Genomic DNA, 16,924 nt, shown 5'->3' on the forward strand with positions numbered 1-16,924 from the left:
CCCCCCGGATGCCGGAGAGGCCCACAGCCCCTCCGGCATCCGCATGCCGCCCGGGCGCGTATGGGGCATCGCGGTGACGGGTCGCGCCGATCACCGGCATTCAGAACCGGGATACCGCTCGCTGGGGGCCGAACTTCGGGCGGCTGTGCGAGATCCAGGCGAAGTACGACCCGCACCACGTCTTCCGGTACGAGCAGAGCATCCCATCTGCATCCCGCCGACGTCGTCCACGTCGAGGACAAACGCGGCACCTCTGATCCCGCGTAGGCCAGGACCGGATCCCGGGGGCGCCTTCCCTGCCGGACGCCGCAGGGGCGGGAGGGGAGGGCGCGCACTAGGCTCGCGGCATGGACAGCGTGGGATTACGGGACGTGGAACTGGCGGTCTCCGTCATGCACGAGGTCCTCGGCGCGCATGCCGAGGAGGCGGACTGGTCGGTGCGGGCGGGCCCGCTGGAGTGGGACTGCCGGGCGACCGCAGCCCATGTGGCGCACGATCTCCTGGCGTACGCAGGGCAGGTGGCGGCCCGGCCTGCCGGCGCGTATCTCCCCTTCGACCTGGCCGTCCGCCCCGAAGCGGAGCCGCGCGAGGTGCTGGGCGTGGTCGCCGCCTGCGGCAGCCTGCTCATCAGCGCGCTGGCGGCGGCCGACCCGGGGATGCGGGCCTGGCACTGGGGGCCGTGCGACGCGGTGGGTTTCGCAGCGATGGGTGTCGCCGAAGTCCTGCTGCACACGCACGACATCACCCGGGGACTGGGGATTCCCTGGCTGCCTCCGGCCCCGCTGTGCCACGCGGTCCTGCAACGTCTCTTCCCCGATGCGCCGTCCGGCGACCCGGTACGGGTCCTGCTCTGGTGCACGGGGCGGGGCGAGTTCGGAGGCCGGCCCCGGCTCACGTCGTGGCGCTGGCAGGCAGCCCTGCCCGACTGACGACCCCCCACGTCGACAGCACGGCACGGCGCCGCGCGTCAGTACCGGGAAGGGCCGCCGGGGGCGGGGCGGGATGACCGCGTCGAACGGCTGCCGTGACGGAACGGACTTCCCGCGCACAGCAAGAAGCCCCGGCCTCCCTGAGGAGGCCGGGGCCTTGATCGAGCGCTGGGCAGGCCTTGCACCTGCATCCCCCCACAGGAAGTGGGGTGCCTTTCCTTGGACCACCAACGCCGGTCCCACCACCGGATTTCCCGGCCGCGAGCTCGAGATCAATCATACGGTATGCAGTCGGGCGCGCCGACCATCCCAGCGTCTATACCTCCCGCAGCGGCTTCTGGAACCAGGCCACGTCCCAGAACCGCCCGAATTTCCGCCCGACTTGCTCGTAGACGCCCACGGGCCGGAACCCGAAGCGTACGTGGAGCCGCTGGGACGCCTCGTTGGGCACGGTGATTCCGGCGAGCGCGACGTGCACGTCCTCCTGCTCCAGCGCCTCGAAGAGCGCGGCGTACAGCAGGCTGCCGATGCCGCGTCCCACGTGCTCGGGCGTCACGTAGACGCTGGTTTCCACGGAGGTCGCGTACGCCTGCTTCGGGCGGAAGGCGCTGCTGGTCGCGTAGCCGAGGAGCTTTCCGTCCTGCTCGGCCACGAGGAGCCGGTGCGGGCCGGAGCGGGGATGGGCCAGCAGCCACGGCCGCCGCTGGTCCGGGGTGAACGGCTCGGTGTCGAAGGTGATCGGCGTCCCGGTGACGTAGTGGTTGTAGATCCGGGTCAGCGCTTCGAGGTCGGCCCCGGCACCGGGCCGGATCCGGGGCCGTGGCCGTGGCCGTGTACCTGGCCGTGGCCGTGCTCGTGCACCCGGGTTCGTCTCGTTTCCGTTCACCTCTGCGCTCATCTGTACGACGGTACGAGGCGCCCATTACGGCGCTGTTTCGCTACAGCCGTCTGCCTCCGGCACGCACGCCGGCGCCGACGAGGCACGCGACCGCCATCAGGGCCAGTGTCGCCGCGAACGCCCGTCCGGACTGCCCGTGGTGCAGGATCACGGCCCAGGGCTCCGGAAAGGGGCCTCGCCGGCCGGCGACCCCCACGACGAACGGGATGCCGGTGACGAGCGGCCCGGCGATGCGCGGTCCGACGCACACGCCGAGGAGCACGGCCACCGCGAGGTAGAAGGTGATGTTGCGGCCCACGGCGAGGGCGATGTCGTCAGTGGCGAGCACGTGGGCGATGCCGGTGGCGGCCAGGGCGGTCGCGGCGAGGAGCGCGGCCAGTGCGGTGTCCCAGCGGTGGACGGGCCGGAGGGCGGTGGCTTCGGTCTCCGGGGCGGTCCGTCCGGTGCCGTTCAGCCAGAGCACCGCGGGCAACACCGTCACCAGCGCGCTGAGCAGGAAATCGCCGCCCCTGCCGAGGAGGGTCGGAAGGGGCAGCACGGTGCGTCCGAGTGCGATGCCGAGGAGGGCGGTGAGGAGCGTCGCCGGGACGGTCAGGGCCGCATGGCGGGACGTGAGCCACCAGATCACCGGGCGCCTCCCGGGACGGTGCGGTCCGGGCGGTCGGTGCAGCCGGCCAGTGCCTTCCGGTACTGCTCGTACCAGGCCAGTTGCACGGCGGGCGGCTGGGCGAGGACCTGCCGGACGAGGTCGATGTCCTGGGCGGTGTAGCGGTGGGGGACCGGGACGGGCGGGGTGCCGGTCGCCGTGGCGGTGAGCCAGGCGTGGAGCGTTTGCCTGTCCTGTGTCGCAGGGTATTGGCCGGTGGTCCGGGCGCATGCGGGCACGGGGGGCATCAGCGTGCTCGCGAGCCGGAGCGGTATGTCCGCGTCCGAGACGATGCCCTTGCCGCCGAACTCGGACGCCCCGGGCCGGGGCGCGGCGCTGAGCGTGTCGGCGACGGGCACCCCGGCCGCCGTCAGGCGTGCGGTGTGGCTGCGGACGAGGTCCACGGCCCGGCCGCGGTCGGGGGTCTCGGGCCACAGGCACACGGTGGGGCGGCCACGGGTGTCGCAGACGAGGTCCGAGGGGTCGCGGGCGAGTACGGGGTTGTGGTCGAGGCCGTGCACGAGCCAGACGGCCACTGCGGCGGCGGCTGCCGCGAGGGCGACGGCGAGCAGCCGTGCCGCCTTGAGGAACGGGTGGATCACCAGGGCCGCGGCAAGGCAGAGCCCGGTGGCGAGGAGGAGCGGGGCCCAGACGGCCGCGGGGTCGATCACCTGGCCGGGGTGGCAGCAGGACTCGTAGGCCCGCGCGACGAGGTGGCGCGGCCAGGGCGTTTCGAAGGACACGGGGAACCCCACGAGGCAGAACCCGACGACCATCGCGACCGGCGCGGCGGCCAGGCCCGGCAGGACCCGCCCGAGCAGGTGGCCGAGAAGACTCGCCGCGGCCAGTACGGCGGCGTACGCGGCGAGCATGCCCGTGTGGGAGGGCGCGGGCAGGGCTCCGGCCGCCCTGGAGGTGACGATCAGTGCGGCAGCCAGGCCCGCCAGGCCCATGCCCCAGACCGGCAGGAGCACGGTGAGCGCCAGGGTGAGCGGCGAGCGGACGGGCGCCTGGTCCGGGACGCGGCCGCGGCGCAGCCGTGCGGCCTCCCACGCGCCGGCCGCCGCGCAGGCCGCTGCTGCCGGAGCCAGGGCGAGCTCGACGGGCCCGACGACCGAGGGCCCGTGGCCGGGCAGGACGGAGGAGGCCATTGCGTCGCCGAGGAGCACGACCACGTGGAGGAGGAGGAACGGCAGCAGCGCCGTGGCCGACGAGGTGCGCAGCAGGGTGCGCAGGCGCATGGCTCAGACCTCCCGTTCGACGAGACGGGCGTACGCGGCCTCGGCCCGTTCGCGGGGCCCGTCGTGGGTGGCGGCGGGCGAAGCGGGGGCGAGGGCGTGGAACTCCTGCGGGGTCCCCTGGAAGCGGACGGTGCCCCGGTCGAGCACGACGACCTGCCGGTAGAGGTCGGCGAGGTCCTCCGTCTGGTGGGTGGAGACCACGATCCGCACGGTGGCGGACAGTTCGGCGACGAGTTCGCGGAACATCTGCCGCTGGGTGGGGTCGAGTCCGGCGGTCGGCTCGTCCATCAGGATCAGCTCGCTGCGGTGGCCGAGCGCCCCGGCGATGCCGATGCGGCGCAGTTGGCCTCCGCTGACCCGGTGGCTCTTGCGGTCGGCGAGCGGGCTCAGACCGACCCGGTCGACGGCGGCGGCGGACGCCTCCCACGCCTCGGCGCGCTTCAGGCCCTTGAGCCAGCCGGCGTACGCGACCTGCTCGCGGACGGTCAGCCCGGGTACGGGGGTGATCTGCTGCGGGATCCACGCCACCTTGCGCCGGTACGCGGCGAGGGCGCGGCCCTCGGCCCGGGTCCGGCCGAGTGCGACCGTGCCGGAGCCGGGGCGGAGTTGTGAGGCCGCGAGCCCCAGCAGCGTCGACTTCCCGGCGCCGTTCGGGCCGAGGAGGACGGTGGCGGGGGCGTCGAGGACCAGCCCGAAGTCGGTGAAGACCGGTTCCTGCCGGCCGTACCGGAAGGAGATTCCCTCAAGCACGAGGGCCATGGCGCCACCCCTGCTCCGGCGCGTGCCGCGGCCCCGGCCCGGACATCGGCGTCGGCGTCGGCGTCGCATCGTCGTGGGCGCGGCCCGGTGTGCATGCGGCCGCGAGCCGGCCGGCCGGCTGTCGCTGATGATGGCCCATCAGAATCCTCTCGCTTTCCCCCGAGGCGGCGCACGGAGGCAGAGAGGTACGCGGGCTCTCCCCCAGAGGCCGCAAGAACGTTTCGAACGCTAATGCCGGAAGATCCCGCTCCGCCCGTCATGACAACCGTTTTGGCCGAAATCCGGCACACACGTTCCTTCAGGCGCCGGCCGCTGCAGTTCTTCGCGGCAAGCCGTCATGTCGCCCTGTGGACGACATACAGGAATCCGGTCGCACAGGGGGGTGGCGGCGGGGGATTCACCGGGTCTTCGCGCAAGGGTGCCCGTGAACACCGTTGGATACCTCCGATTCCGGACAGTTGTCGCGGATTCGCCGGTGCGGTTCGGCCGGGACGGTCGTAGCATGTCATCATCTGGGTGACAATCCCGCCGTCGGCGAAAAGGTGACGACCATGGAAGCGCAGGACACCCCGGGGGCGGGGCCGGCCTCGTTCCTGGCCGCTGCCGCCGCACTCGGCATGATGAACGCCGCCGCCCGCACCGCCCGCACCGCACCGCCCGACGACTCCGGGCAGGGCGACCCGCAACAGGCCCTCGCCACGCTGCTGCTCCTGCGCCACGTGCGCGAGGAACTCGCCGGCTGGGAGACCGGGTTGATCGAGACCGCCCGCACCGCCGGCGCCACGTGGGCGGATCTGGCCGGGCCTCTCGGGGTGGCCAGCCGTCAGGCCGCCGAGCGCCGCTACCTCCGCCTGCGCCCCGACACCGCCGCCGGAACCGCCTCGGGCAGCACCGGCGAGCAGCGGGTCCAAGCGGCCCGCGACCAGCGTGCCGCCGACCGCGCCGTCACCACGTGGGCCCGGGACAACGCGGCCGAACTGCGTCTCCTGGCCGGGCAGATCAGCGCCTTGGAGGACATCGCGGAGGGCGCCGCCCCGGCCGTGGCCCGCCTGCTGGACGCCCTCGGCGACAACGACCCGGCCCGGCTCCTGGCCCCGCTCGTCGCGGCCCGCCCCCACCTCGCGGCCGGCCACCCGGCGATCGCCGCCCGCCTCGACCGGCTCGCCGCCCTCACCGGCCAACTACGCGCCGACAGCGACCGGCAGCGCCGTACCCGGCCCCTGCCGTGATACCGCCGGCGGCCGTCGGCCACGGCCACGGCCACGGCCACGGCCACGGCAGGGCGAACGCCCGCCAGCCCCTCTGCCTGCCCGCCCCGAGCGCGCCATGTCGGCGGCGAGGCGCGCTCGGGGCGGACGGGCGCCGCTCACCTTCCGTCCATCACCGTCACCGTCACCGTTTCCGTTCTCTAAGGAGAGACCCACGTGGGTAGCAGTATCGAGACGCTGGAGTTCCAGGCCGAGACCCGTCAGTTGCTGCAGCTGGTGATCCATTCGATCTACTCGAACAAGGACATCTTCCTGCGCGAGCTGATCTCCAACGCCTCCGATGCACTGGACAAGCTCCGCCTGGAGTCGCTGACCGACTCCGCCCTCGAAGCCGACACCGCCGACCTCCACATCACCCTCGAAGTCGACAAGGACGCCCGCACGCTGGCCGTCCGCGACAACGGCATCGGCATGAGCCGGGACGAGATCGTGGAGCTGATCGGCACCATCGCCAAGTCAGGCACCGGCCGCCTGCTGGAGAAGATCAAGGAGGCCAAGGACGCCGCCGCGGCGCAGAGCCTGATCGGGCAGTTCGGCGTCGGCTTCTACTCGGCGTTCATGGTCGCCGACAAGGTGACCCTGCGCACCCGGCGGGCCGGCACCGACGAGGGCACGCTGTGGGAGTCCGACGGTGAGGGTACGTACACCATCCAGGCCGTGGACGGCCTGCCGGTCGGCACCTCGGTCACGCTCCACCTCAAGCCCGCCGACAGCGAGGACGGCCTGGCCGACTACCTGGCCGGGTGGAAGATCCGTCAGATCGTGAAGCAGTACTCGGACTTCATCCGCTGGCCGATCAGGATGGCCGCCGAGCGCCCCGACGCCGACGGCGAGGGCGAGGGCGAGGGCGAAGCCGAGGGCACCGCCGTCCCGACCATGGACACGCTCAACTCGATGAAGGCGCTGTGGGCGCGGCAGCGCAGCGAGGTGTCCGAGACCGAGTACAGCGAGTTCTACAAGCAGATCAGCCACGACTGGCTCGACCCGGCCGAGACCATCCACATGCGCGCCGAGGGCACCTTCGAGTACGAGGCGCTGCTGTTCATCCCCTCGCAGGCGCCGTTCGACCTGTTCTCCCGCGAGACGAAGCGCGGCGTGCAGCTGTACGTCAAGCGGGTGTTCATCATGGACGACTGCGAAGCGCTGATGCCGAACTACCTGCGCTTCGTCAAGGGTGTCGTGGACGCCCACGACCTGTCGCTGAACATCTCCCGCGAGATCCTGCAGCACGACCGCCAGATCCAGGGCGTGCGCCGGCGCCTGGTGAAGAAGGTCCTGGGCGCGCTCAAGGGAATCCAGGCGGACGACGCCGAGCGCTACGCGAAGCTGTGGGGCCAGTTCGGCCGGGTCCTCAAGGAGGGTCTCCTCGAGGACACCGACAACACCGAGGCCCTGCTGGCGCTGGTGTCGGCCGACTCCACGCACGACGCGGAGAAGAAGACCACCCTGCGCGAGTACGTCGAGCGCATGAAGGACGGCCAGGACACGATCTACTACCTGACCGGCGAGACCCGCGCCATGGTGGAGAACTCCCCGCACATGGAGGCCTTCGCCGCCAAGGGGTACGAGGTCCTGATCCTCACCGACCCGGTCGACGAGGTCTGGGTCGAGCAGGTCCCGGGCTTCGACGGCCACCGCTTCCAGTCCGTCGCCAAGGGCCAGGTCGACCTCGACCCGGTCGATGACGGCGACGGCGACGGGGAAGCCGACTCCGACAAGGCCAAGCGGGACCAGGACTTCGCCGCCCTGCTGCCCTGGATGGCGACGTCCCTGTCCGAGCACGTGAAGCAGGTCCGGCTGTCGTCGCGGCTGACGACGTCGGCGGCGTGCATCGTGGGCGACGCCCACGACATGACCCCGACCCTGGAGAAGATGTACCGGGCCATGGGCCAGCAGATGCCGCCCGTCAAGCGGATCCTGGAGCTCAACCCCGCCCACCCGCTGGTCACCGCCCTGCGCTCGGCCCACGAGGCCAACGCGGACGACCCCGCGCTCGCGGAGATCACCGAGCTGGTGTACGGCAGCGCGCTGCTCGCCGAAGGCGGCGACCTGCCCGACCCGGCCCGCTTCACCCGCCTGCTCACGACCCGCCTGACCCACACGCTGTAACCGGCCGACCGGCAGCAGCCGGACGCCGCCGGGCGCGCCCTCCGCTGCGGCAGGGGCGCGCCCGGCACGCATGCCGGCAGGCGAGTCGCCGCTCAGGGTGGCCGTCGGAGCGGCCCGCGCGCGGACGCCGCGTCGTCCTCGCCCGCGACCGGGCCGGAGCGGACCGGCCCGGCCCGGCCTCGCCGGCAGGGGGCTGGTTCCAGCCTCTGGCGGTCGGCCGTCCGCATCCTTCATCAGCAAGGCGAGGCTCGGACCATCCTCATTTCGGCCACTCAGTACGATGAACACTCGTCGTGCCTGTGATCGCGCTGATGGGCCGAGCGACGAGGCGTGCGCACGGATACGGCACCCGGCACCCGGCACCGCCGGATCCCTGAAGCGCCCGTGAGGAACACACCTGCCATGACGACACAGCAGCCGCCCCGGACCGCCGACCGCCAGGACCGTATGGCCCCCCAGGGGCGGGGCCCGCGGTGAACGACCCCCAGGGCCTCGGCTTCTACCTGCCGGGCGCCGTGCTCCTGCTCGCGACGCTGCTGAAGCTGCCCGCGCTCCGGCGCAACCCGCGTGACGAGCTCCTGCGCTCCGTGTGTGCCCTGCTCGCGCTCGGGACGGCCGTGTTCGCGTTCACCGCGATCCCGAGCCTCGTCGCCGTGAACCGGATCACTGGCGTCCCCAACGCCGCGGCGCCCCTCGTCTACTCCCTCATCACGGCGTTCTCCGGGGCCAACATCGTCCTCATCCTCCACTGGAGCCGCGGCGGCGCGGACGCCGACGACGCCGACGGGGAGCGGACGCGTCGGCGGGCCCGTCTGTGCACCGCGGTCACACTCGCCGTGATCGTGGCCGTCAACACGCTGTTCGCCCTCGGCGAGGCCCCCGTGGAGCGCCTGCGCGACCTCGACACGTACTACGCCAACACCCCGTTCATCAGGGAGACGATCCTCCTCTACCTCACGGCGCACACCACCGCCGCCGTCACCATGGCGGTGCTGTGCTGGAGGTGGGCCCGCGAGGTGCGCGGCGCGCTGCGCGCGGGGCTGGCGCTGATCGTCGTCGGCTACGTCCTCAACTTCTTCTACGACGTCGCCAAGTTCGCCGCGGTCGGGGCGCGGTGGACGGGCCGCGACTGGGACGTGCTCGCCGTCGAGGTCGCTCCGGCCCTCGCCTCCGTGTCGGCGCTGCTGATCGCGGCCGGGTTCGTGCTGCCCCTCGTCGCCGAGCCCGTCGCGAGCCGGTGGCGGATGTGGCGCCGGTACCGGCGGCTCCGCCCTCTGCACGAGGAGCTGCGGGTGGCGACCGAGCGCAGCATCGACCTGTCCGCCGGCGGGGCCTGGGTGCCGATCGAGATACGGCTGACGCAGCGCGAGTCGGACATCCACGACGGCATCCTCACCGTCAACCCCTACCTGCGGGCCGAGCTGCGGGAGCGGGCACTGCGCAAAGAGCTGGCGGACGGGCGCCCGGCGGAGGAGGCCGCGGCCGTCGCGGACGCCGCCGCACTGGTCAGCGCCGTCGCGCACTGGGAGCGCGCCCGGGCCGCAGCCTCCCCGGGCGGGGTCCCGCACCCGCACCCCCACACCGCGGACGCGGTCCTGACCTCGCCGAGCAGCTCGCAGGGGCTCGTACGGATGTCGCTCGCGCTGTCCAGGTCGGCCACCGTCCGGTCCTTCCGCCGATCCGCCCTGGAAGACAGCAGCACCGCCCGATGACTCCGCCCCCCGCCGCGGGGGCCTGGCCGGACGACCACGGGTGCGTGCGGGCAGGGCCCGGAAGCGCACGCAGACTCTAGACTCCGTACATGCCCGAATCCGATCCCTACGCCCCCGTACGCTCCTTGCTCGACCGACGGGAACCGGGCCCCGTGAGGCGGGTGCAGGTCATCGGGTTCGACGGAACGGACACCCTCGTAAGGCTCCTGGACACCGAAGGGGACAACGCCGAGGTCGGGCGGATTCCGCGACACGAAGCATCGATGCGTCGCCACATCTCGCACCCGTCGGAGATCTTCGAAGTGGGCCGCGAGATGGAGGCCGAGGAAATCGGCCGCCGACGCGGAGAACAGCTGTCACTGTCTGCACGGGCCTGTGAGAACCAGGAGCTGCGCAGCTTCCTCACCGGCATCCGCCCCGGCCAGGTCGTCTCGGGGACGGTTTCCGGAGTGCACGACTTCGGGGTCTTCGTCCGCCTGGATGGCGAGCCGGCCGGAGTCCTCACGGGGTTCGTCCGCGTGCCGGACCTGTCCTGGTCGTGGATCGACCACCCCTCGCAGGCCGTGGAACCCGGGCAGCGGATCACCGCCGAGGTGATCACGTCCGAGACGCGTAAGGGGCAGGTCACCATCTCGTTGAAGGCCCTCCAGGACAACCCGTTCGCAGACTTTGCCTCCCGCATCGGCCAGGTCCTCGACGGGACGATCACCAAGATCGTCCCGTTCGGCGTGTTCGTTCAGGTCGCCCCTGGCGTGGAGGGCCTGCTGCACGTGTCGGAGCTGACCGACGAGCCCGTCGAAAGTCCCGCCTTCCTGGTGCGGGAAGGCGCACTGATCCGCGTACGGGTGGCGGAAGTCGACACCCGGCTCGGCCGCGTCGGCCTCCGCGCAGTCGCGGACGCCGCGGACGCCGCGGACGTCTGACTCTCCGCGTTCCGACGCGGAGCGCACCCACGGGAAGCTCCGCCGGGTTCAGTGCGAACACCGGGCCGGACCGGGGAGCTGCGGCCGGTCAGGGACGAGTTCTACGGTGACCGCACCGGCCAGATCGAGGACCCCTTCGGCCACCGCTGGAGCCTTGCCACGCACGTGGAGGACGTCCCGCCGGAGGAGATGGAGAAGCGGGCCGGGGCGGCCGTGCAGTCCGTGGACCCGGGGAAGAGCGGCAGTTGACGCGCCCCGCCCGTCGGCAGCGGCAGCGGCAGTCGCGGCGGCAGTGGCAGTCGCGGCGCCGCCCGGAGCCCGGGCGGCCGGTGTCACGGCGCCGTCGCCCGGGCCCGGTTCCACTGCATGCGGGACCACGGAAGGGCGAGTCGGCTCTGGTCGGTGACCTCCTGCGGGGTGAGATCGCAGATGCGGGCTGCCTGGCGGTGGCGGGCGTGGACGGTGTCGGCGTAGCGGTGGCCGGTGTCGGCGGCGACGAAGAGGACGGTGCGTTCCGGGGAGCGGTCGCGTTCGTGGCGGGCGGCGAGGTAGGCGGCGCCGCTCGACAGCCCCGCGAAGACCGCGTGCCGCCGCAGCAGGTCGACGCTGCCGGCGAGGGCCGCGTCGAACGCGATCCAGTGCAGGGCGTCGTACAGCTCGTGCGAGACGTTGCCGAAGGGGATGGAGCTGCCGATCCCGGCGATGATGATCTCGGGGTCGGCGACGTGTCCGGCGCCGAAGGTGATGCTGCCGTACGGCTGGACGCCGACGAGTTCGACGTCCGCCGCCCGCCCGGCGGGGCCCCGCCCCTCGGGGGCCGCGCGCAGGTAGCGGGCGAGGGCGCCGGTGGAGGCGCCTGAGCCCACCCCGCCGACGACGGTGAGCCCGTCCGTGCCGAGCGTCTCGCGGATCAGGTCGGCGACCGCCGCGTATCCGAGGTAGTGGATGTCGTCGTGGTACTGGCGCATCCAGTGGTACTCGGGGTGTTCGGCGAGGATCTCGTGGATCCGCTCCACCCGCCGCTTCTGGTCGAGTTTGAGGTCGCTGCACGGCTCCATCTGCTCCAGGGTCGCGCCGAGGACGGCCAACTGGGTGCGCAGGGTGTGGTCCACCGTCGTCGAGCCGACGATGTGGCAGCGCATGCCGTACCGGTGGCAGGCCAGGGCGAGCGCGTACGCGTAGATGCCGCTGGAGCTGTCCAGCAGGGTGTCCCCGCGCCGCACCGCACCGGTCTCCAGCAGGTGGCGTACGGCCGCGAGGGCGGAGACCGCCTTCATCGTCTCGAAGCGCAGGCAGACGAGCCGGTCGTCGAGGCGTATCAGGTCCGGCCGGCCGATCGACTCCGCGATGTGCTGGTCCATTCAGGAGTTCCTTGTCGTGGAGGTCGTGGAGGTCGTGGAGGTCGTGAAGGTCGTGAAGGTCCGGGTGGTGGGGATGCCGTGCTCGTCGAGGGCGTGCAGGCAGCTGCGGACGCGGTAGCGCACGCCCGGTGCGGCCGGGTCGAACAGCACGCCCGCCACCGTCCCGCTGTGCGCGATCTGCACGCCCGCTGCCCCGGTCCGGCGGGCCACGGCGGTCAGCGCGTCGAACTCCGGGTGGCCGAGCACCCGCTGGCCGCGCCGGGCGCTGGCGGTGGCGACCGCGCCGAGCAGCGTTGCATCGCCGGTGGCCACGGCGCGGCGCAGCCGGGTGCGCAGGCGCTCGTAGGCCCGTACGTCGTCCTCGCCCGCCTCCGACACGGGCAGCGACAGCGTGTCCACGGGGGCGCCGCCGCCGAGGGCGCAGCCGACCACGACCAGCGGCGGCAGGACCGGGCCGAGGACCTCCAGGACGCGGCCCTCCCGCTGGGCGAAGAGGACGGGGCGGCCGTCGTCCAGCATGAGCGGATCGCTGGCTCGTTCGGCCCGTACGGCGAGCCGGGCGACCGTGCCGGGCGCCATCCGCAGCCGGTACGCGTCCGCGACCGCACGGACGGCGGCGATGACGTCACTGGTGGAGCTGCCCATGCCCAGGCCCACCGGTATGTCGCCGCTGAGCCGCAACTCGCCGCCGCAGGGTGGCAGTCCGGTCCGTTCGGCGCACGCGGCGATCGCGAGGGCCGCGGCCCGTGCGGCCTTCGTACGGTCGGCGGGTACGACGGTGACCGTCCCGGGCGGCGTACCGGGGCGGCGGGTGAACTCGGCTCTGGTGCCGGGGCCGGCCATGGGGAGGGTGACCAGTCCGGCGCACCGGCGGCCGTCGTGGTCGAGGAAGACGCCCTGGAGGATCTCGCCGTGGTGGCAGGGGGCGCACCCGGTGCCGAAGCCGGTGCCGGCCGCGGCCGGGCGGAGGACGGGGATCACGCGCCGCCCTTCGTCCGGTAGCGGTACAGGACGGTCTGGTCGGCACTGAACTGGGAGAACGGGAACGGCTCCGCGGACACGGCGGTCACGCCCGAGCCGAGGAAGGCGCGGGCGACGGCGCTGCCGGACTGCGCGTAGACGATCAGCGGGATGCCACGGGAGCGGCAGCGTTCGAGGATGGTGTCGAAGGAGCCGTTGCTCAGGGTCATGCCGGTGGCGACGACGGCGTCGGCTCGGTCCAGCACCTCGTGCATGTCGTCGGTGACGGGGTCGCCCCACTGGGTGGCCTTGAGGTTGAAGTCGCAGGGCAGGGGGTCGCCGCCGCGTTCGCGGATCGCCGCGACCAGCGGGTTGACGACGCCGATGAGGCCGACCTTCGCGCCCTGTCCGATGTCGAGCAGGCCGGCGATCGCCGCGTCACGGGCCCGCGCACGGACCTCGGGGGTGCCGGCGGGAAGGGTGACGGGCTCGGCCTCGCCGGTCTCGGCGGCCATCCGGTGCGGGCGGGCTTCGCAGAGGTAGGCGTCGAGGGCAGCGATGCGCAGTGGCCGGGGCGCCTCGCGCAGCAGGACGTCGAGCGGGGTGCCGGAGGAGTCGCGGCAGATCGCGGGGTCGAGCTCGCCGGCCTCGAAGGCGCAGCCGCCGAAGGAGCCGCCGAGGCGGACCAGGACGTACTGGTTGAGGTAGGTGGTGTCGCCGCCGGCGAGGCGGGTGCCGTGGTGGATCCAGAAGACGCTGGTCGCGACGAGTTCGGAGGGCAGCGGGCCGTGTGCGCCGGCCAGGACGGCCGCGACGAGTCCGTCCACTCCGTCCAGTCCGTCCAGTCCGTCGGCGGAGAGCGCGCGGGCAGGGGTGGGGGATGTCTGGGTCATCAGGGTTTCCGCTTCCTGTGCTTGTGCTTGTGCTTGTTCACGTGGTGGGTCGGGGTGCCGGCGGGGCCGGGGTGCCGAGCGGCCCGCGGTATGCGACCTGGGGATGTCCCAGGGAGTCGGTGGTGAGTTCGGCGTCGACCTCGAAGACCTCGGCAAGCCGCTCGGCCGTCAGGACGGTGGCGGGTGGGCCGGAGGCGATGAGGCGGCCATGGTGCAGGAGCAGCAGCCGGTCGCAGTACCGGGCGGCGAGCGACAGGTCGTGCAGGGCTACCAGGACGGTCCTGTCGGTCCCGCCGGTGCCGCTGCCCGTACCCGTACCCGTAGCGGTGCCGGTGCCGGTGCCGGTGCCGGTGCCGGTCAGCAGCTCCATCAGCTCCAGCTGGTGTTTGACGTCGAGGTGGTTGGTCGGCTCGTCGAGCAGGAGGGCGTAGGGCTGCTGGGCCAGCGCGCGGGCGATGTGGGCGCGCTGCCGCTCGCCGCCCGACAAGGCCCGCCAGGGGCGTGCGGCGAGCGCGGTGAGGCCGAGGCGTTCCAGCGCGGCGGCGACGACCGCCCGGTCGGTGGCGTCCGGCCCGCGCCACCGGTCCCGGAACGGGGTCCGCCCCAGGCCCACGACATCGCCGACCCGCAGGTCGCTGTCCGCGGCGGCGTCCTGCTCGACGAAGGCGACGTGGCGGGCGATCCGGCGCGCGCTCCAGCCGCGTACGGACTCGCCGTCGTAGCGGACCGTGCCCGCGTCGGGCTCCCGCAGTCCGGCCAGGCAGCGCAGCAGGGAGGATTTGCCGGAGCCGTTGGGGCCGAGCAGCCCGACCGTCTCGCCGGGGGCGATGTCCACGCTGACCCCGCGTACGACGGGGGTGGGGCCGCCGGCCACCGACCAGCTCAGCCCCTCGGCGGTGATCCTCACAGCTCACCCCGCTTGCGCAGGACGAGGAGGAACAGCGGCACTCCGAGCAGCGCGGTGATCACCCCGACCGGGACCTCGCGGGGCGCGAACACGATCCGCGCGAGGGCGTCGGTCCACACGAGGAAGACCGCGCCGGCCAGGGCGGCGTACGGCAGCAGCAGCCGGTGCAGCGGCCCGACGAGGAACCGCACCCCGTGGGGGACGATCAGCCCGACGAAGCCGATGGCGCCGACGGTGGCCACGGCCACCGCGGTCAGCGCGGCCGTGACGACGAGCAGCAGCATCCGCGTACGCCGCACGCCGACCCCGAGGGAGGCGGCGGTGTCGGCGCCGAAGGCGAGCCCGTCGAGGGCGCCGGCGCACAGCCAGGCGGCCACCAGGCCCAGCGGGGTGACGGCCGCACAGACCGCGACGGTGTTCCAGCGGGCCGGAGCCATGGAGCCGAGCAGCCAGTGGGTGACGGCGCGGGTGGTGTCCGCGTCGGCCGAGGCCATCAGGACGAGCGAGGTCAGCGCGGTGAACAGCTGTCCGACGACCACGCCGGTGAGGACGATGCGGACGGAGTCCAGCCCGCTGCGCCGCAGCAGCACCAGCAGCAGCCCGAAGGAGAGCAGCGCACCGGCCAGGGCTCCGCCGGTGACCCCGAGGGTGCTCGCGCCGACCCCGAGGACGACCACGGTGACGGCTCCGGTCGAGGCGCCGGAGGAGACGCCGAGCAGGTACGGGTCGGCCAGCGTGTTGCGGGTGACGGCCTGGAGTACGGTGCCGCAGACGGCGAGGGAGGCGCCGACGAGGGCGGCCATCAGGACGCGGGGCAGCCTCAGGTCCCAGACGAGGGAGTCCAGCAGCGGGGGCAGCGGCTCCACGGCCAGGCCGAGCCGGCCGCCGAGGACGCGGGCGAGGCCGTCCCAGCCGACGTCGGCGGTCCCGATGCGTACGGCTGCTGCGACGGAGGCGGCGAGCGCGAGCACGGCGAGGAGGAGACGGCCGGCCCGGCCGGCAGTACCGGCAGCACCGGCAGCACCGGCAGCCGCAGACCGGCCGGGCGGGACGGGGAGGGAGCCGCCGGCCGTCACCACCGCCCGCCCGCGGGCTGCAGGCATCAACAGGTCCACCACGGCGACCGGAGCGACCGGTGCGACCGAGGTGACCGGAGCGACCGAGGTGACCCTGTCAGCGGACATACCCGAGGTCCTTCATCCCGTCGGCCAGCAGCCCCAGGGCGTGCACGGAGCGCACCGAGGGGTCCAGTTCGATGCCCGGCACCTGCAGGATCCTGCCGTCGCGGACCGCGGCGAGCCGGGAGACGACGGGGTGTGCGGTCATGGCGGCGCGCTTCTCGGCGGCGCTGTCACCGGGCCGGCCGCGCTCGGACAGGTCACCGATGACGATGAAGTCGGGGTCGCGCTTGGCGACTTCCTCCCAGGTGACCTCGGGCCAGTCCTCGCCGATGTCGTCGAAGGCGTTCTGTGCGCCGACGATGCGGCTCATCTCGCTGGGCAGGCCGGTCCGGCCCGCGACGTACGGCATGCCGTTGAAGACGGAGTAGAGGTAGACGACGGTCGGCCGGTCGGCGCCGGCGGGGACCCTGGCGGCGCCTTCCCCGGCCTTGGCGACCGCGGCGCGCTGGGCTGCGACGAGCCCGGCGGCCCGCTCCTCGGCGCCGAAGACCTTGCCGAGGTTCTCGTAGTCGGAGAAGAGCAGTTCGAACGGGGTCTTGCCGGCCGGGTTCTGCTGCGGGCAGTCCACCGCGCTGACGAACGTGGGGACCTTGAGGGCGTCCAGTTCCTCGCGGGTGCCGGCCCGGTCCTTGGTGAAGAGGTCCGTGGAGGCGGCGACGACGAAGTCGGGGGTGGCGGCGCGCAGTTGCTCGGCGGTGGCGATCTTGGGCGCGATGACGGGGACCTTCGCGTACGCGGCCTCGTAGTGCGCGGGGATCTTCGTCTTGAGGTTGGCGGTGCCGGCCATGCGGTCCTGGAGGCCGAGTTCGAGCAGGGTCTCGGTCGAGGTCTGGTCCAGGGCGACGGTCCGCCTCGGCGGCCGGGTGAAGGACACCTGGCGGCCGCAGTTGGCGAAGGAAGCCGCGTGCGCGGAGGCGGTCGGCTGTTCCGCGGCGGGCTTGGCGTCCGCGGCGGAACAGCCGGCGGTGGCGAGTCCGACGGCCAGGGCTGCGATCCCGAACCGCGCGGGGCGGGCGGTGCGGAAGGGGCGAGCGGGACGGGCGAGGCGCGCGAGGTGCCGCATGGATTCTCCGGGGTCTGGGAGGAGGCAGAAGAAGGGGCGGGACAGGGACAGGGACAGGGACAGGGACAGGGGGC

General features: G+C 73.2%; 17 protein-coding genes. 7 read left to right on the plus strand and 10 right to left on the minus strand.

Going from position 1 to position 16,924, the window contains the following annotated elements; genetic code table 11:
* The first annotated feature begins 98 nt into the window (after positions 1-98).
* Both HYE82_RS22450 and HYE82_RS22455 read left to right on the plus strand, forming a co-directional pair.
* A complete protein-coding gene (locus HYE82_RS22450; RefSeq protein ID WP_309144411.1) occupies positions 99-257 on the plus strand; it encodes a BBE domain-containing protein in 159 nt (52 codons plus the stop codon).
* A 90-nt stretch (positions 258-347) separates the two neighbouring features.
* Positions 348-929 (plus strand): maleylpyruvate isomerase N-terminal domain-containing protein, encoded by a 582-nt coding sequence (locus HYE82_RS22455; protein WP_218782921.1) that lies wholly within the window; start codon positions 348-350, stop codon positions 927-929.
* A gap of 316 nt (positions 930-1,245) precedes the next feature.
* On the opposite strand, the gene HYE82_RS22460 is transcribed toward HYE82_RS22455, so the two are convergent.
* Genes HYE82_RS22460 through HYE82_RS22475 form a run of 4 tightly spaced genes read right to left on the minus strand, consistent with a single transcriptional unit; the run spans position 1,246 to position 4,473 of the window.
* Entirely contained in the window at positions 1,246-1,827 is a 582-nt protein-coding gene (locus HYE82_RS22460; protein ID WP_179175935.1) for a GNAT family N-acetyltransferase, read from the minus strand.
* A 40-nt stretch (positions 1,828-1,867) separates the two neighbouring features.
* Complete coding sequence (locus HYE82_RS22465; RefSeq protein WP_179175936.1) at positions 1,868-2,455, minus strand: hypothetical protein; 588 nt, start codon at positions 2,453-2,455, stop codon at positions 1,868-1,870.
* Positions 2,452-3,714 carry a hypothetical protein gene (locus HYE82_RS22470; RefSeq protein ID WP_179175937.1) on the minus strand — a complete coding sequence of 421 codons (1,263 nt, stop codon included), beginning with the start codon at positions 3,712-3,714 and terminating at the stop codon, positions 2,452-2,454. The genes HYE82_RS22465 and HYE82_RS22470 overlap by 4 nt, the downstream gene beginning before the upstream one ends.
* Before the next feature lie 3 nt (positions 3,715-3,717).
* Positions 3,718-4,473 (minus strand): ATP-binding cassette domain-containing protein, encoded by a 756-nt coding sequence (locus HYE82_RS22475; protein ID WP_179175938.1) that lies wholly within the window; start codon positions 4,471-4,473, stop codon positions 3,718-3,720.
* A gap of 551 nt (positions 4,474-5,024) precedes the next feature.
* Between HYE82_RS22475 and HYE82_RS22480 the strand changes: the two genes are divergently transcribed.
* The 5 genes from HYE82_RS22480 (at position 5,025) to HYE82_RS22500 (ending at position 10,734) form a co-directional block, all read left to right on the plus strand.
* Positions 5,025-5,702, plus strand: a complete 678-nt coding sequence (locus HYE82_RS22480; RefSeq protein WP_179175939.1) for a hypothetical protein — start codon at positions 5,025-5,027, stop codon at positions 5,700-5,702.
* A 195-nt stretch (positions 5,703-5,897) separates the two neighbouring features.
* Positions 5,898-7,850: a molecular chaperone HtpG gene (gene htpG / locus HYE82_RS22485; RefSeq protein WP_179175940.1), complete on the plus strand. Its 1,953-nt coding sequence runs from the start codon at positions 5,898-5,900 to the stop codon at positions 7,848-7,850.
* Positions 7,851-8,323: 473 nt separating this feature from the next.
* Entirely contained in the window at positions 8,324-9,562 is a 1,239-nt protein-coding gene (locus HYE82_RS22490) for an MAB_1171c family putative transporter (protein WP_179175941.1), read from the plus strand.
* An 89-nt stretch (positions 9,563-9,651) separates the two neighbouring features.
* Positions 9,652-10,485 (plus strand): S1 RNA-binding domain-containing protein, encoded by an 834-nt coding sequence (locus HYE82_RS22495; protein ID WP_218782922.1) that lies wholly within the window; start codon positions 9,652-9,654, stop codon positions 10,483-10,485.
* Positions 10,486-10,536: 51 nt separating this feature from the next.
* Positions 10,537-10,734 (plus strand): glyoxalase/bleomycin resistance/extradiol dioxygenase family protein, encoded by a 198-nt coding sequence (locus HYE82_RS22500; protein WP_218782927.1) that lies wholly within the window; start codon positions 10,537-10,539, stop codon positions 10,732-10,734.
* A gap of 83 nt (positions 10,735-10,817) precedes the next feature.
* Here HYE82_RS22500 and HYE82_RS22505 read toward each other — a convergent pair whose 3' ends face one another.
* The 6 genes from HYE82_RS22505 to HYE82_RS22530 all read right to left on the minus strand — a co-directional run bounded on the left by HYE82_RS22505 (position 10,818) and on the right by HYE82_RS22530 (position 16,850).
* On the minus strand, positions 10,818-11,846 hold the full coding sequence (locus tag HYE82_RS22505; RefSeq protein WP_179175942.1) for a pyridoxal-phosphate dependent enzyme: 1,029 nt from the start codon (positions 11,844-11,846) through the stop codon (positions 10,818-10,820).
* Positions 11,847-12,827: a GHMP kinase gene (locus tag HYE82_RS22510; RefSeq protein WP_309144410.1), complete on the minus strand. Its 981-nt coding sequence runs from the start codon at positions 12,825-12,827 to the stop codon at positions 11,847-11,849.
* Entirely contained in the window at positions 12,824-13,642 is an 819-nt protein-coding gene (locus HYE82_RS22515) for a DUF364 domain-containing protein (protein ID WP_256987548.1), read from the minus strand. Before HYE82_RS22515 ends, HYE82_RS22510 begins: the two co-directional genes overlap by 4 nt.
* A gap of 94 nt (positions 13,643-13,736) precedes the next feature.
* Positions 13,737-14,606 carry an ABC transporter ATP-binding protein gene (locus tag HYE82_RS22520; RefSeq protein ID WP_179175944.1) on the minus strand — a complete coding sequence of 290 codons (870 nt, stop codon included), beginning with the start codon at positions 14,604-14,606 and terminating at the stop codon, positions 13,737-13,739.
* Positions 14,603-15,790 (minus strand): iron ABC transporter permease, encoded by a 1,188-nt coding sequence (locus HYE82_RS22525; protein ID WP_256987545.1) that lies wholly within the window; start codon positions 15,788-15,790, stop codon positions 14,603-14,605. The genes HYE82_RS22520 and HYE82_RS22525 overlap by 4 nt, the downstream gene beginning before the upstream one ends.
* A complete protein-coding gene (locus HYE82_RS22530; RefSeq protein ID WP_179175945.1) occupies positions 15,780-16,850 on the minus strand; it encodes an ABC transporter substrate-binding protein in 1,071 nt (356 codons plus the stop codon). Before HYE82_RS22530 ends, HYE82_RS22525 begins: the two co-directional genes overlap by 11 nt.
* Between the last annotated feature and the right edge of the window lie 74 nt (positions 16,851-16,924).

Source organism: Streptomyces sp. BR123 (assembly GCF_013401435.1).
In the GTDB taxonomy this organism is placed as follows: Bacteria; Actinomycetota; Actinomycetes; order Streptomycetales; family Streptomycetaceae; genus Streptomyces.

What these genes read in the sequence shown, in the direction of transcription:
- HYE82_RS22455 (WP_218782921.1), top strand. Translation starts at nt 348, where the DNA reads ATGGACAGCGTGGGATTACGGGACGTGGAACTGGCGGTCTCCGTCATG.
- HYE82_RS22460 (WP_179175935.1), bottom strand. Translation starts at nt 1,827, where the DNA reads ATGAGCGCAGAGGTGAACGGAAACGAGACGAACCCGGGTGCACGAGCA.
- HYE82_RS22470 (WP_179175937.1), bottom strand. Translation starts at nt 3,714, where the DNA reads ATGCGCCTGCGCACCCTGCTGCGCACCTCGTCGGCCACGGCGCTGCTG.
- HYE82_RS22475 (WP_179175938.1), bottom strand. Translation starts at nt 4,473, where the DNA reads ATGGCCCTCGTGCTTGAGGGAATCTCCTTCCGGTACGGCCGGCAGGAA.
- HYE82_RS22480 (WP_179175939.1), top strand. Translation starts at nt 5,025, where the DNA reads ATGGAAGCGCAGGACACCCCGGGGGCGGGGCCGGCCTCGTTCCTGGCC.
- HYE82_RS22495 (WP_218782922.1), top strand. Translation starts at nt 9,652, where the DNA reads ATGCCCGAATCCGATCCCTACGCCCCCGTACGCTCCTTGCTCGACCGA.
- HYE82_RS22505 (WP_179175942.1), bottom strand. Translation starts at nt 11,846, where the DNA reads ATGGACCAGCACATCGCGGAGTCGATCGGCCGGCCGGACCTGATACGC.
- HYE82_RS22525 (WP_256987545.1), bottom strand. Translation starts at nt 15,790, where the DNA reads ATGTCCGCTGACAGGGTCACCTCGGTCGCTCCGGTCACCTCGGTCGCA.
- HYE82_RS22530 (WP_179175945.1), bottom strand. Translation starts at nt 16,850, where the DNA reads ATGCGGCACCTCGCGCGCCTCGCCCGTCCCGCTCGCCCCTTCCGCACC.